The organism is Ornithinibacillus jepli (genome assembly GCF_047228935.1).
Taxonomy (GTDB): domain Bacteria; phylum Bacillota; class Bacilli; order Bacillales; family Amphibacillaceae; genus Ornithinibacillus.
On sequence record NZ_JBFEGG010000004.1, the window covers coordinates 215,107 to 230,777 of the forward strand.

Sequence of the window (15,671 nt, forward strand, 5' to 3'; positions counted from 1 at the left end):
AGGAAGGGAACTGTCCTTTCTTTGTACAAGATGAAGCTTTTATGCACGGGCTTCTTCTTTTTCTTTTTTCGCTATCTCTAAGAATTTCTTTGTTTCATATACTACAACCCCTGATAACCCTAATAAGCCAATCAAGTTTGGTATTGCCATTAATGCATTCATGACATCCGATATACTCCAAACAAGATCGAGGGTTTGTACAGATCCCCAGAAAATAGCGATAACGAAAATTATTCGGTAAACCGGAACAACTTTATCATTAAATAGATAACTAAAACATTTCTCGCCGTAATATGACCAACCAACTAAGGTTGAAAAGGCAAATAAAACAATTCCTATTGTGACAATGTAACCTCCCCAATCACCTAAGAAGGCAGCGAATGATGCTTGTGTTAAAGGTCCTCCTTCTAAGCCACTTCCTGCAAGGTCTGCCATAACAATAGTAATTCCAGTAATGGAACATACGATAATCGTATCAATAAATACTTGTGTCATGGATACAAGTGCTTGCCTTCCTGGATAATCAGTCTTGGCGGCAGCAGCTGCAATTGGTGCTGACCCTAAACCAGCTTCATTAGAAAATACTCCTCTGGCAACACCATATCGAATTACTGTTCCAAGTAATCCACCTCCGACAGCACTTGCTGTAAATGCGTCAGAGAAAATCAATCCTATAGCCGCCGGAACTATGTCCAAATTCATAACAATAATAACTAGTCCACCAAGCACATAGAATAAAGCCATAATTGGAACAAAGAAGGCAGTTACTTTACCGATACTTTTAATGCCCCCGATAATAACTAATGCTGCTAAAACGGTTAGAACCAAACCAGTAACCCAGGTTGGTATACTGAAGGAACTGTTTAATGCGTCCGAAACCGAATTAGCCTGTACCATGTTTCCAATACCGAATGCTGCACATGCACCAAATATTGCGAAAAGAACTCCGAGCCACTTTGCCTTAAGTCCTTTTTCCAAATAATACATTGGCCCCCCAGACATTTCACCTTTACTATTTTCTACACGATATTTAACCGCTAAGATAGCTTCAGCATATTTGGTTGCCATGCCAAATAAAGCAGTAATCCACATCCAAAAGACGGCACCAGGTCCACCTAACACAACAGCAGTTGCAACCCCAACGATATTACCAGTACCGATTGTCGCTGCCATTGCAGTTGTTAAAGCTTGATAATGACTAATATCCCCTTTAGAATTTTTATCCTGTTTTGCGGGACTGAATGCCAACCTTAATGCATAAGGAAGTGCGCGAATCTGTAAAAATCCTAGCCGTAATGTAAGGTAAATCCCTGTACCAACTATTAAAATTAAAGTCGGTGGTCCCCAGACAAAATCACTAATCTGACCAATTAAATCTTCCACATAACCCCTCCTTTTAGTATCTATTATAGATATAATATTTTGAACATTCAATGAGTATTACTAGATAAATATACCAAATTATTTAAAACTAAGTAGAACTTTTATTATAATAGTAGTGGAAGGGTGGTACGTTATGATTAATGTTTTATTTGTATGTTTAGGAAATATTTGCCGTTCACCGATGGCTGAAGCGGTTTTTCGTCATTTAGTTGAAAGAGAAAATATTTCCAATAAAATTAAGGTAGACTCTGGCGGAACAGGGGGATGGCATATCGATGAAGTTCCTCATATAGGTACAAGGAAAGTTCTTGATAAACAAAAAATCTCTTATTCAGGAATGAAAGCGAGACAAGTATCTAAAAATGATTGGAACGATTTTGATTATATTATTGCGATGGATGACCAAAATATAAAAGACTTACAAAAATTCAATACACAAAATGAAGATGTTGTTGTTGCTAAACTAATGGATTTTGTTGACAAACCAAAAGAACAAGAAGTACCAGATCCATACTATACGGGTAATTTTGATTACACCTATGAATTAGTTTCAGAAGGATGTACAAATTTACTTCAGTATATAAGGGAGAAGCACAACATATAAAAAAAGGAGAGATATATTTTGGGTAAAAAGAGATTAATTTCTAGTATTGCTATCGGTGCTGCAATTGGTGGTATTGCTGCTCTATTTGATTGGGATACAAGGAATTATACAAAACATAAATTATCAAATGTAAAGGATAAATCGGTTGAGATGATTAAAAATCCAACTATATCCGTTCATAATGCCCGAATTGCCATGGAAGAGTTTAGTGAGAGTCTAGTTTATCAAGCAGAAAATGCTGTAAATGCATTGGAACAAGTGGAAAATACGCTAACAAGAGTAACCTCAAGACCAAAAAGAATACAAGGGTAACAGAAGCCTTTAGGGGGTTAAAGCTTGGAGCAAATGATATCCTTTATGAAAAAGCTAATTGGTCGAATTTTGGAAGAGGAAGCTTTCGGATTAGCCGCCCAATTAGCTTATTTCTTTCTCTTATCCCTATTTCCGTTATTAGTTGTGTTAATTACATTAGTCGGATATTTGCCTATCGATACAAATGTATTAATCCGTATTCTTTCTTCTGTTGCTCCTGCGGAATCGATGCAATTAATTAAGGAGAATATCGATCAACTTGTTTCAAATCAACATGGACACTTATTATCGATTGGGATTATAGGTACGCTTTGGGCAGCATCTAATGGGGTTAATGCGATTATGCGTGTATTTAACCATGCTTATGAAGTGGAGGAAGATCGATTTTTCTTTATTTCGAGGTTGATAGCATTAGTTCTAACGATTGCTATGATAGGTGTAATTGTGATAGCAATATTACTGCCAGTACTTGGCAGAATGATTGGTGTGTATCTATTTTCCTTTTTTGGATTATCAGATGATTTTCTAACGGTGTGGGAAATGCTAAGATGGGTCTTCACATCTATTGTATTCTTCATTGTATTTCTCTTTTTATATAAATTGGCACCCAACCTTAAGGTGCAGTTTCGAGAAGCTTTTTGGGGTGCTTTGTTTACTACAGTAGCATGGCAATTATCGTCACTTGTATTTTCTTATTACGTATCTAACCTTGGAAATTATTCTGCTACTTATGGCAGTCTAGGAGCCGTTATTACGTTAATGATATGGTTTTACTTATCCGCTTTTATTGTCATAGTTGGTGGTATACTAAACGCGACAATAAGCAAAATGAAGCATGGGAATTAACTTCCCCATGCTTCTTATTTTAGTAAGCGTAATCCATTTAAAATAACCAAAATAGTACTTCCTTCATGACCAATAACACCAAGGGGTAGATCAATTGCTTGGAAGTAATTAGAAATAAGTAAAACAATTATAACACCAACAGAAAAGATAACATTTTGTTTTACTATGCTATTCATCCTACTTGAAAGCTTAATTGCATTCAAAATCTTAGACAAATCATTTTTCATTAGAACTACATCTGAAGTCTCTAATGCAACATCTGTGCCTTCCCCCATAGCAATACCTAGATTAGCAGTAGCTAGGGATGGAGCATCATTAATTCCATCTCCAACCATTGCGACATTAGCAAATCTATTTCGTAACGCTTTTATATGAGTAACTTTATCTTCAGGAAGACAATTTGCGATATATTCATCTATTCCAACCTCTTTAGCAATTGCTTCAGCGGTTAGTTTATTATCGCCGGTTAACATGATTGTTTTGATTCCATGCTTTTGTAAAGATTGTATTGCTGTCTTTGTATCTTTTCTTATTGTATCTTTTAAGGCAAATACCGAAGCGATTTTACCTTCTGTTTTTACAAAAACTACTGTCTTTCCTTCAGCAGCAAATGTATTTAAGATTCCATCTAAAAATTCCTCAGCTATTTGGTTACCGATATAATCAGGTTTACCAATTTGCCATAACTGACCATTAACTACTGCTTCTACACCTTTACCACTAATTGTTTTCATGTCATGTACTTCAATTGAATTTGTTTCAGTATGTTCTTTGCTATAAGCAGCGATTGCTTTTGCTAATGGATGTGTGGACCTATTCTCAATGGCGCCTGTTATAGCAATTACGGAATCTTTATCAACATCTGGAGCAAAATATGCATCAGTAACAACTAGGGCTCCATTTGTTAATGTGCCAGTTTTGTCAAAAGCGATTGCTTTTATATGACTAAGGTTTTCAAGGTGAATGCCACCTTTAAATAATACTCCCTTTCGTGCACTGTTTGAAATAGCAGATAGAGTAGCCGGCATAATAGATGCGACTAGTGCACAAGGAGATGCAACAACGAGAAGTATAATAGCTCGATAAATACTATCTTCTAATGACCAGTTAAATAAAAAGAAAGGTAAAAATAACATAATAGCAAATACTACTATTACGACCTTCACATAGATTCCTTCAAATCGTTCGATAAATAACTGTGAGGGAGATTTTTCTTCTTGTGCTGATTGAACGAGATTGATTATTTTTTGAACCATGTTTTCATTTACACTTTTAGTAATAGAGATGGTAATCGTCCCGTCGAGAGACACGGTACCTGCAAGAACATCCTCATCCTTTGCTTTTGTTACAGGAATAGATTCGCCTGTTATTGCACTTTCATCAATCGAAGTAGAGCCGGTAAGGATAATGCCATCTGCAGGAATTAGCTCTCCTGCACGAACTAGAATTACATCACCAATTTTTAATTGGTTGACCGGTACAATCTCTTCCTTTTTTTCTAATATTTTTGTTGCTTCTTCAGGCTGAAGTTTCAAAAGGCTAGAAATTTCTTTTTTACTTTTATTTAACGTATATGTTTCTAGAGCACCTGATAGAGCAAAAATAAAAATTAATATTGCACCTTCTGTCCAATAACCGATAATAGCAGAACCGATGGCAGCGAATATCATAAGCATTTCAACATTGAGTTGTTTATGTTGAATTGTTTCGGAAATTCCTTCCTTTGCTTTAGCATAACCGCCAATTGCAAAGGCAATCAGGTGAAGTATTACAAATGCTGAATGTGGCATATTATTTTCTAGTGACCAAGTGACAAGGATGATAACCCCACTTAATAAGGCAGCAATTAATTCCATATGTGGTGTTATTTTTTTAAACAAGCTAGTAGGAGTAATAGCTGTACGTTCTTCCATTTTTCATTCCCTCCTATAATTAAAAATATGTACTAGTTAATAATAATTATAATCTAATATATATTATAATAACATAAGATTACCAGGAATCAATACTTTAGTTTTCAAGATAAAACAAATTGTATCTATTATTATCTGCTATGCTTAATAACAGTTTTTGGAAAGGTGAGTAAAACTTGAATAATTCAGTATTTATCTGTTATAATCTGAAATGTTCAATGAATTGTAACAGAAAACAAAAGGGGGGTTTTAAGGTGAAGAAATTTATCCTTATACTAGTAGTATTAAGTACATTAATTATCCTTGCTGCTTGTGGGGGAGAAACAGAAGAACAAGCAGAGGATAGTGTTTGGTCACAAATTGAGGAGTCTGGTGAGATTGTAGTTGGAACTGCAGGAACGTTATATCCAGCCTCTTATTATCCTGAGGGGTCTGATGAATTAACAGGGTACAATGTTGAAGTTTTCCGTGAAATTGCGGAGCGTTTAGGTGTAGATATTAAATTTGAAACTCTCGGCTTTGATGCAATGCTATCTGCATTACAAAGTGGTCGTGTTGATATAATTCAAGCGGGCCCAAGAGAAGCAAGCCGCGATAAGTTCGCATTTTCTGAGCCAGTGAAGTATTCATTTGCAACTATGATTGTTCGTGCAGATGACTTATCTGGTATTCATACTTTAGAAGATTTAAAAGGTAAAAGAGCTGGTGGAGCCGCAACTACAGTTTATAGTGATATAGCTAGAAAATATGGTGCTGAAGTTGTAACATACGGAAATGTAACGAATGATGCTTATTTAAGAGACGTTCATAATGGACGTACAGATGTAGTAATTAACGATTACTATCTTCAATCTTTAGCAATTCAAGCATTTCCTGAATTCAATATTACGTTACATCCAGATCTTAGATTCCACCCGACTACTAACAATGTTGTGATGCAAAAGGATGCAACTGTTCTATTAGAAAAAATTAATGAAATTATTGCAGATATGAAAGAAGATGGAACATTAACTAAGATCTCGGAAGAATTCTTCGGAGGACTTGATGTATCGAAAGAACCAGAAGAGGAAGTAATTGAAATCGAAGGCATTGAATAATAGGTGATCAGATGTTTGAAATTGATAGAGTCCAATTAGATAAATTATTTGATCTAAAGCTTGCATGGGAGAGCCTACCATTTTTATTAGAAGGAATTCCGATGACTATCTCTCTTGCAATAATTGGTATGATCATTGGTCTTATTTTAGGCTTCTTTATTTCGTTAGCTAGAAGTTCATCAAACATTGTACTTCGTTGGCCATCAAGAATGTATATCTCTTTTATGAGAAGTACACCAATCATAGTATTTCTGTTCTTGATTTATCACGGCTTACCTATTATAGGAATAAAGTTAACTGCCTTTATTGCTGCTTCTATAGTATTCGGGTTAAATAGTGCAGGCTATATTGCTGAAATTTACCGTGCATCTCTTTTTAGTGTGGATAAAGGGCAATGGGAAGCGGCGAAAGCATTAAACATTCCATATTGGAAAGCAATGCGCTTGATTATTCTTCCACAGGCGATTCGTATTGCGATTCCGCCTTTAGCAAATGTGTTTTTAAGTTTAATGCTAGGAACTTCTCTTGCCTCGATTATTACAGTACCGGAGTTGTTTCAAAAAGCACAAATTGTTGCTGGTAGAGAATTTGATGCGATGACGATGTATATCATGGTTGCACTTTTATACTGGCCAATAGGAATTGGTATTTCTTATCTACAAGATAGATTAGAAAAACGGTATGGGAATTATATTGATGTAAGAGCTAAAGAAAGTAGAGCTATAAATTAACAGGGAATCCGCCAATTGGATTCCCTGTTTCTTTTTCTGCTAGACAAATTTCAATACACATACCAAGTTTTTGTCCAATAGAATCAATTTAATAGACATTATAATTTGATGATAAGATAAATTGTCTAATAGAGTTGTTCTAATGGACAACTTTGCTTACTAAACATATTAAATTGTCCAATAAAACATTTCTTATAGACGAAATCTCGAATCAGCCGTTTATAATGTAAATAACGATTACGAGGCTTCACTCACCGAAACTGAGGTATTACGTTTCATCAACATCGCCCCAACAATAACGGCTAATACCACTGCAATAATATAGAAGAAAGATACTTCAGGTAATACATCTATAAATAACCCTCCAACATAAGGACCACCCAAACTTCCAATACTAAAAGCAATACTACATAATAGGTTTCCGGCAGGTAGTAGTGACTGTGGTAATAAATCAGTCATGTAAGAAATCCCTAATGAATAAAGCGAACCAACAAAAATTCCTGCTAAAGTAAATAAGATAAATAAAGCTATAACAGATGATTCCAAAAATGCAGCTCCAATAAAACAGCACATTCCTAAGCTTACGATGAATAAAAGTATTTTTCTTCTACCAATCTTGTCACTTAGAATACCCAATGGTAACTGAGAAATTAAGCTTCCACCTGCAAAACACGGAATAATCAAGGAAAGTGTATCTACTTCATGACCGATTCTTAGCCCATAAATTGGAAAGGTAGCATGCAATGTTGCTTCTAAAAAGCCATAGGCAAATGGTGGTAATAAAGCAATCCAAGCTATTTTAGTTGTCTGGATAAAACGCTTAATCGAACTATCTTTTGACGTTTCTACTGCATTCACACTAGTATCTGGAAACTTGTTCCGTACAAATAACATAAGGGACCAAACGATTGTACTAAGTAATGCAGATACGATAAATGGTAATGCTTGATTAACTTCAAGTAGCCTTGTTAATAAGGGACCAATGGCAAATCCTAATCCGAAAGACATCCCGTAAAGTGAAATACTTCTTCCTCGAGTTTTTTTATCCGCACTTGTCGTAATCCATGTTTGTGTCCCAAAGTGTAGCATATTATCCCCAATTCCAATCGCTACCCTCAGTATAAACCAGAACCAAAGCGTCTCCCATAAAGGAAACATTAGTAAAGAAATAATGACTAACAACCCACCGATTAGAATGATTGGTTTAAATCCATACTTTTGCATCGGTTTTTCCATAAAGGGAGATGCAAGTAAAACACCAATATAAAGCCCTGTAGCATGTAAGCCATTAACCGAAGAGGATACACCTAAGTGTTCTAAAATTATGGCAAGTAACGGCATTAACATTCCTTGCGATAAGCCAGAAATCATGACAAGTAAAATTAAAATCCAAAAGCGATAGCGATCTAAAATCAAATTTCGTCCCCCCTAGAGATGACAATTATGTATAAAATGACTAGTGCACGAAAAAACTAAGGCAAAAAGAGAGGAATGGGCATATGAAAAACAAATATATCATAGGATTAATTATATTTCTACTTGCAATATTCACCCCCATTATGGTCTTAGCGGCAGAGAAAGAAGACAAGGAAAGCAATAAAAATGACTATGAAGTTCCAAGTCATGTCTTAGATATTGCAAAAGAAAATACTTATCCTAATTCAAATGAAGATGAAGAAGTGGTTGAACCAAGTGAATTAACACAGGAGTTAATTGAAAGTGCAGAAGTTAATATTACTAACCCAAATTTAATTAAAATGCTCAATGAATCAAGTATAGAACCATCCCCAATTGGCTTTGGTTATCGCGGTTTAATTTTCTTAGGACGTTGGCCATTAAACTACGAATCAGGTGATACGAATATTAATTGGGAATATCAAAAGATTAATGTTAATGAATTAAACAATATCGGTGGGAAAGATAACCAAAAATTGAATTTCAACCAACAAACTCAAAAAGAAATCAAAGGTGCATTAACGAATAAAATCGCTAACCCAGATGATGTGAAGCGAATGATAATTATTACATCGAAACAAAAAACAAAATTACCGCTTTCCTATACAACGACTATCGGGGCAGGCACGAAAAAAGCGAATTCATATGCTGTACCACCACAAAAGTACGGTTATTTGCATGCCTTTGCTCCAGCAATTAATGAAAAAGGAAAAGTGACATTTGGTGAAGTGTATATTGAATTAAAGGGCAGTAAGAAATCCCTTGTTATTAAAAATGTGACCAAACAAGGTATCGGTGCATGGATTCCAATACAAGATCATGTATCATTTTCCTTTGAATTAAAATAAAACATCTTGAAGTTTGGTGGCTCTGATTCTGATAAGGTTTCAGAGCTTTTTTATGGATACTGTAGTATAAAAAAGTTACCGATGGCAAAAATAATAGGTTGACTCTTTCGCTTCATTGCTTTATCATGTTAAAGTAATGAAGCGAAAGAGTTGAGGGGGAAAACATAATGGAATGGGTAGTAATTATTTCCGTATTAGTAATGACTATACTAAGTTTATTACGGGTAAACGTCATTATATCTGTTATTATCGCTGCTGTTATTGCTGGTTTAATGGCAGGCTTAAATATAATCGAAGCTATTGAAATGCTAGTTAGTGGCATGGGAGATCAAGCAAATACAGCGTTAAGCTACATACTGCTTGGTGCATTTGCTGTAGCTATTAGTTATACCGGTATCACAACTATTTTAGTAAACTTTTTAATCAAAATATTAACGGGTAAGAAGACGATGCTTTTATTAGTAATAGCTGGTGTTGCTTCTTTATCACAAAATGTTGTACCCGTTCATATTGCATTTATACCGATTTTAATTCCACCATTATTAAAATTGTTTGATCAAATGCGTGTTGATCGACGTGGAGTTGCCGTTGCATTAACATTCGGATTAAAGGCCCCATATGTCATGATTCCAGCTGGATTTGGATTGCTTTTCCACAGTCTTATTTTTGATGGCATGGTACAAAACGGTGCTGATATTACGAAGAATGATGTTACATTAGCAATGCTTATTCCAGGATTAGGAATGGTTGTAGGTTTATTAGTTGCGATTTTCTTTACGTACCGAAAAGATAAAGAACCACGTCCAGATGTAGAAGGGACTCCTGACTACGTTAAAACAGTTAAAGATGTAAGTTTTAACCTTAAACATGTACTAACTATTATAGCTATTCTAGGAGCACTAATTGTTCAAATTATAACAGGAAACTTAGTTCTAGGAGCTTTAACTGGTTTAATTTTAATGGTATTATTCTTTGTCGTTCCGTTTTCTAAGGGTGATAAAATTGTTACCGATGGTGTAAGTATGATGAGCTCAATTGCATTTGTAATGCTTGTAGCATCGGGCTACGGAACGATTCTTAAAGAAACTGGCGCAGTAGATGCATTAGTAGAGGCTTCTTCGGGATTTTTAGGAGATAATAAAGCACTTATTTCATTTGTATTATTACTTGTAGGTTTAGTAATTACGATTGGGATTGGATCATCATTTGGTACTATTCCAATTGTAGCGGCTTTATTTGTTCCAATTTGCCTTACTGCAGGATTTTCGCCGTTAGCAACTGCGGCACTTATTGGAACTGCTGGTGCACTTGGAGATGCTGGATCACCTGCTTCAGATAGTACACTAGGACCAACTTCTGGTTTAAATGCAGATGGAAAACATAATCACATTTGGGATACTTGTGTACCAACATTCATTCACTTTAACATCCCGTTATTCATTTTTGGTTGGGCAGCATCACTATTCCTTTAAGGTAGACAAAATAACAGTGCATAAAAAGTATTGATTTTGCAAAAGGTAAGAAAAAAATAGGTGGGGTATCATGCAAAAATTGCATTACGTATTAGGATCTGCCATCATATTTTTTCTTGCCTTTTTTTATGTTGATTTAGACGAGGCAGGAGCTTATGGCTGGGGATATAAGAAAAATAAGGATCATGAAAGACCAGATGTTGGAAAGTATCATCAAATATTAAAGGATAATGGAAGTTACTATGTAGATGATTCTGGGGATAAAACAGTATACTTAACATTTGATAATGGTTATGAGCAGGGGCATACCGAAGAAATATTAGATGTATTGAAAAATGAAAAGGTACCTGCCACTTTTTTTGTTACCGGACATTATGTAAGTAGTGCTCCTGATTTAATTAAACGAATGGTAGATGAAGGACATACTATTGGGAATCACTCTTATCATCATCCGGATTTTACAATTTTGACAAAAGAGGTTATGAAGCGAGAGTTAGAGACCCTTGAGGAATCAGTTGCCAAAGCATCAAAACAAGACGATATAAAATATGTTCGTCCACCTAAAGGGATGTTTAATCAGCAGACATTACAATGGGCAAACGAATTAGGTTATATCCATGTTTTCTGGTCACTTGCAATCATTGACTGGGATACTAATAATCAAAAAGGCTGGCAATATGCCTATGATCAAGTAATGGAGCAAATTCATCCCGGGGCAATAATCCTTCTCCATGCCGTGTCAGAAGATAATGCAAAAGCATTGGAAAAGATTATAAAAGATTTAAAGAAAGAAGGATATACCTTTAAAAGCTTGGATGACCTAGTTATAAAAGATAAAATACCAGAACCGATTTACGGCTACTAATATCTCATAAGGGACTATTCCCTTTTGGGATATTTTTTTGATTCATTTTATTTATTTTAAAATTTCGAACTTATTGTTATAATAGTTGAAAATATGCAAAGGGAGTTGATAGGATGAATCGGGAAGATCTAATTGCTCCTATGGATTACAACATAGTGATGGAAATCGAAAAGCATGCAAAAAATGAAAAAAGAAAAGCGCTAATTTGGGAAGATGAAGAAGGAAGAAGACGGGAAATTACATATGGTCAATTAATGGATAATGTAAATAAAATTGGAAACGTTTTCTTAGAGAGTGGCTTAAAAAAAGGAGATAAAATCCTCGTCATGATACCTCGTAGAATTGAAGCTTATGAGGTTTATATTGCTGCATTAAAAACGGGAATTGTTGTTATTCCTAGTTCAGAAATGCTGAAGACAAAGGATTTACAATACCGTATTAGTCATGGGGAAGTAAACGGAGTTGTAAGTTATTATAGTTTTACTGAAACATATAAAGACCTTGAAGAATATGATTCTCTACTTAAATTTGCAGTCGGTAAGCCAGTAGATGACTGGTTATTTTTAGATGGTTTAATGGAAGATACATCGAGTAAGTTAGCGATAGCAGATACTAATCGTGATGATATTGCCTTTATTTCCTATACATCTGGTACAACAGGTAATCCTAAAGGAGTCGTCCACACGCACGGATGGGGTTTTGCTCATCTTCAAACCGCTCCAGAGAATTGGTTATGTGTTAAAGCTGGAGACAAGGTATGGGCAACAGCAGGTCCTGGATGGCAGAAGTGGATTTGGAGTCCGTTTTTATCTGTACTTGGTATGGGTGCAACTGGATTTGTTTATAATGGGCGATTCAATGCAGAGAAATATTTAAGCTTACTAGAAGAAAATGAAATTAATGTATTATGCTGTACACCGACAGAATATCGCTTAATGGCAAAGGTAGATGATTTAAGTAAATATAAGCTTTCCCATCTGCAAAGTGCTGTTTCTGCAGGGGAACCGTTAAACGTTGAAGTCATTAATACGTTCCGAAAGTATTTCAATGTAACTGTAAGAGATGGGTATGGTCAAACAGAAAACACGTTATTACTTGGCGTTATGAAGAACATGGAAGTAAAACCAGGATCGATGGGAAAACCAACTCCAGGCAATGATGTTGAAATCATTAATGAGTTTGGAGAACCTGTTGGTGTAAATGAAGTTGGTGATATCGCAGTTAGGTTAAACAGCCCAGCTTTATTTAAGGAATATTATAAAGATCCAGCACGGACGAATGCTTCACGCCGAGGAGATTTTTATATAACAGGCGACCAAGCTCGTAAAGATGAAGATGGCTACTTCTGGTTTGAAGGTAGAAGTGATGACATTATTATTAGCTCAGGCTATACAATCGGACCATTTGAAGTGGAAGACGCTTTGGTAAAACATCCATATGTACAGGAATGTGCAGTAGTAGCTAGTCCAGATGAAGTTCGTGGTAGTATCGTAAAAGCTTTCGTAGTTCTTAAAGATAAAGTTAAAGGTGATGAGGAAGATCTAGTAAAGGAATTACAAGAACATGTCAAAAACTCAACCGCACCTTACAAATACCCTAGAGAAATTGAATTTATTAAAGAATTACCGAAAACAATCTCCGGCAAGATTAGACGGGTGGAGCTAAGGAAGAAAGAATTAGATAGGAAAGTATCTCAATAAGTTATTTAAAAGCAGCCATTTGGTTGCTTTTTCTTTGTATTGTAAGGAATCAACGTGCTTTTTGGTAAATAAAGAAAACTGTACGTGATAAGAATGACGATAAACTCCAGCAATATATATTTTCTCCAAATAAAAAAGTGATATGAACAAGCATCTCTTTCATGTTTAATAAAATATTAGTTCAAAACACTTGAAAGTCAAAAAAGGTCAGAGTATAATAAAATCACAAGGTCAAAGATAGTCAAAGTCAAATTTGATTTATTCTTGATACTTAAACATTAGGAGGAATGGAAAATGAAATGTCAAAAATGTGGTGTGAATGAAGCGAACATTAATATGGCGATGCAAATGAATCATGAAAAGATGCATATGCACCTTTGCAATTCATGTTTCCGTGAAATCCAAGAAAATATGATGAATGCAAATGGATTATTCTCTAACCCATTTGGAGAAGAAGATGACGCATATCAGGATAACTTTTTCCAAAATAATGGTTCAGCATATTCAAATACATCGACAAAGACAAAACAAAGAAGAGCTAAACGAAATGGTTTACTTGACCAACTAGGGAGAAACTTAACCGATGCTGCTCGTAGTGGGGAAATAGACCCAGTAATTGGTCGTGACCAAGAAGTTAAACGAGTAATCGAAACATTGAATAGAAGAAATAAAAATAACCCTGTTTTAATTGGTGAACCCGGCGTAGGTAAAACAGCAATTGCAGAAGGACTAGCTTTAAAAATCGTAGAAGGTCAAGTCCCTGCAAAATTAATCAACAAAGAAGTATATATTTTAGATGTTGCTTCTTTAGTAGCAAATACAGGTGTTCGTGGTCAGTTTGAAGAACGTATGAAACAATTAATTAAAGAACTTCAAGAACGAAAAGAAACCATTCTTTTCATAGATGAAATTCACCAGGTAGTAGGTGCTGGAACTGCAGAAGGTTCTCAAATGGATGCTGGGAATATTTTAAAACCAGCTTTAGCCCGTGGTGAATTACAAATTATCGGTGCGACTACATTAAAAGAATATCGCAAAATTGAAAAGGATGCAGCGCTTGAACGACGTTTCCAACCGATTATTGTGAAAGAACCATCAGTAGAAGAAGCAATTCAAATTCTAAATGGAATTAAGGATCGTTACGAAAAATTCCATGAAGTACGCTATTCTGATGAAGCAGTCCGTGCATTTGTAACATTATCTGCACGTTATATTCAAGACCGTTTCTTACCAGACAAAGCGATTGATTTAATGGATGAAGTTGGGTCACGTTTGAACCTAGCAAATTATCAAAATGATTCCAGCTCGATCCAACAACGAATTGATGAAATCATAAAAGAAAAGGAAGCTGCAGCAGAGCAAGAAGATTATGAACGCGCAGCAAACTTACGCTACCAAGAAATCCAATTACAAAAGCAACTGGAAAAAGCAAAAGGCGAAGAACAAGTGATTGATGTAGATATTTCAGATATTCAACTAATTGTAGAAGAAAAGACAGGGATTCCTGTAACAAAACTACAATCAGATGAACAAGTGAAAATGAAAAATATTGGTGTGAACCTTCGTAAAAAAGTAATTGGTCAAGATGAAGCGGTTGATAAAGTGGCAAAAGCAATCCGCAGAAGTCGAGCTGGACTTAAATCTAAAGTTCGCCCAATCGGATCATTCTTATTTGTAGGTCCGACTGGTGTAGGTAAAACAGAGCTTACAAAAGCACTTGCGGAAGAACTGTTTGGTACGAGAGACGCGATGATTCGTCTGGATATGAGTGAGTATATGGAAAAACACTCTGTATCTAAAATAATCGGAGCACCTCCAGGATATATTGGTCATGATGAAGCTGGTCAATTAACAGAACGTGTTCGTCGTAGTCCATATTCCATCATCCTCCTAGATGAAATTGAAAAAGCACACCCAGATGTGCAAAACATGTTCTTGCAAATTATGGAGGATGGTCACTTAACGGACTCACAAGGTAGAAAAGTGAGCTTTAAAGATACAGTCATTATTATGACAAGTAATGCTGGAACAGGTACGAAATCCATCACCGTTGGATTTAACAAAGATAAGCATGAATCTGTCTCCACATTAGAAAACTTAAGCTCTTACTTTAAACCTGAGTTCTTAAACCGTTTTGATACGATTATTAACTTCAACGAATTAACTGAAGATAACCTAATGCGCATCATCGACTTAATGTTAGGTGAACTAACGGAAGCAGTGAAAGAAAATAATATTGAAATAACCATTACTAATGAAGCGAAAAAAGCTCTTGTAAAATTAGGTTACGATCCTAAGTTTGGTGCACGCCCATTACGTCGCGTAATTCAAGATAAGATTGAAGACCCACTTACAGACCTATTATTAGAAGAAGAAGTTGTGGAAAAAGTTCATGTTTGTGTGAAAAATGGTGAAGTAGTTGTGAATAAAGCTTAAATAAGTAAA

General features: G+C 35.4%; 13 protein-coding genes. 10 read left to right on the forward strand and 3 right to left on the reverse strand.

The genetic code is table 11. The features are described from left to right. Positions 1-39: 39 nt before the first annotated feature. On the reverse strand, positions 40-1,383 hold the full coding sequence (locus AB1K81_RS15485; RefSeq protein ID WP_412977572.1) for an alanine/glycine:cation symporter family protein: 1,344 nt from the start codon (positions 1,381-1,383) through the stop codon (positions 40-42). 133 nt (positions 1,384-1,516) lie between these two features. Here AB1K81_RS15485 and AB1K81_RS15490 point away from each other — a divergent pair, with 133 nt between their 5' ends. Genes AB1K81_RS15490 through AB1K81_RS15500 form a run of 3 tightly spaced genes read left to right on the forward strand, consistent with a single transcriptional unit; the run spans position 1,517 to position 3,145 of the window. Further along, positions 1,517-1,987, forward strand: coding sequence for a low molecular weight protein-tyrosine-phosphatase (locus AB1K81_RS15490; protein ID WP_412977573.1), 471 nt, complete (start codon positions 1,517-1,519; stop codon positions 1,985-1,987). A gap of 18 nt (positions 1,988-2,005) precedes the next feature. Next, positions 2,006-2,299 carry a YtxH domain-containing protein gene (locus AB1K81_RS15495; protein ID WP_412977574.1) on the forward strand — a complete coding sequence of 98 codons (294 nt, stop codon included), beginning with the start codon at positions 2,006-2,008 and terminating at the stop codon, positions 2,297-2,299. A gap of 24 nt (positions 2,300-2,323) precedes the next feature. Then, positions 2,324-3,145 carry a YihY/virulence factor BrkB family protein gene (locus tag AB1K81_RS15500; protein ID WP_412977575.1) on the forward strand — a complete coding sequence of 274 codons (822 nt, stop codon included), beginning with the start codon at positions 2,324-2,326 and terminating at the stop codon, positions 3,143-3,145. Between the two features lie 14 nt (positions 3,146-3,159). Here the strand turns inward: AB1K81_RS15500 and AB1K81_RS15505 are convergent, their stop codons facing one another. Beyond that, the gene (locus AB1K81_RS15505) at positions 3,160-5,058 is read right to left on the reverse strand and encodes a heavy metal translocating P-type ATPase (RefSeq protein ID WP_412977576.1); all 1,899 of its coding nucleotides are present in this window, start codon (positions 5,056-5,058) and stop codon (positions 3,160-3,162) included. A gap of 218 nt (positions 5,059-5,276) precedes the next feature. On the opposite strand from AB1K81_RS15505, the gene AB1K81_RS15510 reads away from it, so the two are divergent. Together AB1K81_RS15510 and AB1K81_RS15515 are read left to right on the forward strand one after the other, a co-directional pair. Then, entirely contained in the window at positions 5,277-6,155 is an 879-nt protein-coding gene (locus tag AB1K81_RS15510; protein ID WP_412977629.1) for a transporter substrate-binding domain-containing protein, read from the forward strand. 11 nt (positions 6,156-6,166) lie between these two features. Then, positions 6,167-6,886, forward strand: a complete 720-nt coding sequence (locus AB1K81_RS15515; RefSeq protein WP_412977577.1) for an amino acid ABC transporter permease — start codon at positions 6,167-6,169, stop codon at positions 6,884-6,886. Positions 6,887-7,123: 237 nt separating this feature from the next. On the opposite strand, the gene AB1K81_RS15520 is transcribed toward AB1K81_RS15515, so the two are convergent. Then, entirely contained in the window at positions 7,124-8,302 is a 1,179-nt protein-coding gene (locus AB1K81_RS15520; RefSeq protein WP_412977578.1) for an MFS transporter, read from the reverse strand. 83 nt (positions 8,303-8,385) lie between these two features. Between AB1K81_RS15520 and AB1K81_RS15525 the strand changes: the two genes are divergently transcribed. The 5 genes from AB1K81_RS15525 (at position 8,386) to AB1K81_RS15545 (ending at position 15,662) form a co-directional block, all read left to right on the forward strand. Continuing rightward, positions 8,386-9,189 (forward strand): YfkD famly protein, encoded by an 804-nt coding sequence (locus AB1K81_RS15525; RefSeq protein WP_412977579.1) that lies wholly within the window; start codon positions 8,386-8,388, stop codon positions 9,187-9,189. A 167-nt stretch (positions 9,190-9,356) separates the two neighbouring features. Continuing rightward, positions 9,357-10,661, forward strand: coding sequence for a Na+/H+ antiporter family protein (locus tag AB1K81_RS15530; protein ID WP_412977580.1), 1,305 nt, complete (start codon positions 9,357-9,359; stop codon positions 10,659-10,661). A 70-nt stretch (positions 10,662-10,731) separates the two neighbouring features. Next, entirely contained in the window at positions 10,732-11,526 is a 795-nt protein-coding gene (gene pdaA, locus AB1K81_RS15535; RefSeq protein ID WP_412977581.1) for a delta-lactam-biosynthetic de-N-acetylase, read from the forward strand. Positions 11,527-11,639: 113 nt separating this feature from the next. Further along, entirely contained in the window at positions 11,640-13,226 is a 1,587-nt protein-coding gene (mbcS, locus tag AB1K81_RS15540) for an acyl-CoA synthetase MbcS (RefSeq protein WP_412977582.1), read from the forward strand. 294 nt (positions 13,227-13,520) lie between these two features. Then, positions 13,521-15,662 (forward strand): ATP-dependent Clp protease ATP-binding subunit, encoded by a 2,142-nt coding sequence (locus AB1K81_RS15545; protein WP_412977583.1) that lies wholly within the window; start codon positions 13,521-13,523, stop codon positions 15,660-15,662. The last annotated feature ends 9 nt before the right edge of the window (positions 15,663-15,671 follow it).

Coding starts and splice junctions, on each gene's coding strand:
- AB1K81_RS15490 (WP_412977573.1), top strand. CDS start 1,517: ATGATTAATGTTTTATTTGTATGTTTAGGAAATATTTGCCGTTCACCG.
- AB1K81_RS15505 (WP_412977576.1), bottom strand. CDS start 5,058: ATGGAAGAACGTACAGCTATTACTCCTACTAGCTTGTTTAAAAAAATA.
- AB1K81_RS15510 (WP_412977629.1), top strand. CDS start 5,277: ATGAATTGTAACAGAAAACAAAAGGGGGGTTTTAAGGTGAAGAAATTT.
- AB1K81_RS15515 (WP_412977577.1), top strand. CDS start 6,167: ATGTTTGAAATTGATAGAGTCCAATTAGATAAATTATTTGATCTAAAG.
- AB1K81_RS15525 (WP_412977579.1), top strand. CDS start 8,386: ATGAAAAACAAATATATCATAGGATTAATTATATTTCTACTTGCAATA.
- AB1K81_RS15530 (WP_412977580.1), top strand. CDS start 9,357: ATGGAATGGGTAGTAATTATTTCCGTATTAGTAATGACTATACTAAGT.
- pdaA (WP_412977581.1), top strand. CDS start 10,732: ATGCAAAAATTGCATTACGTATTAGGATCTGCCATCATATTTTTTCTT.
- mbcS (WP_412977582.1), top strand. CDS start 11,640: ATGAATCGGGAAGATCTAATTGCTCCTATGGATTACAACATAGTGATG.
- AB1K81_RS15545 (WP_412977583.1), top strand. CDS start 13,521: ATGAAATGTCAAAAATGTGGTGTGAATGAAGCGAACATTAATATGGCG.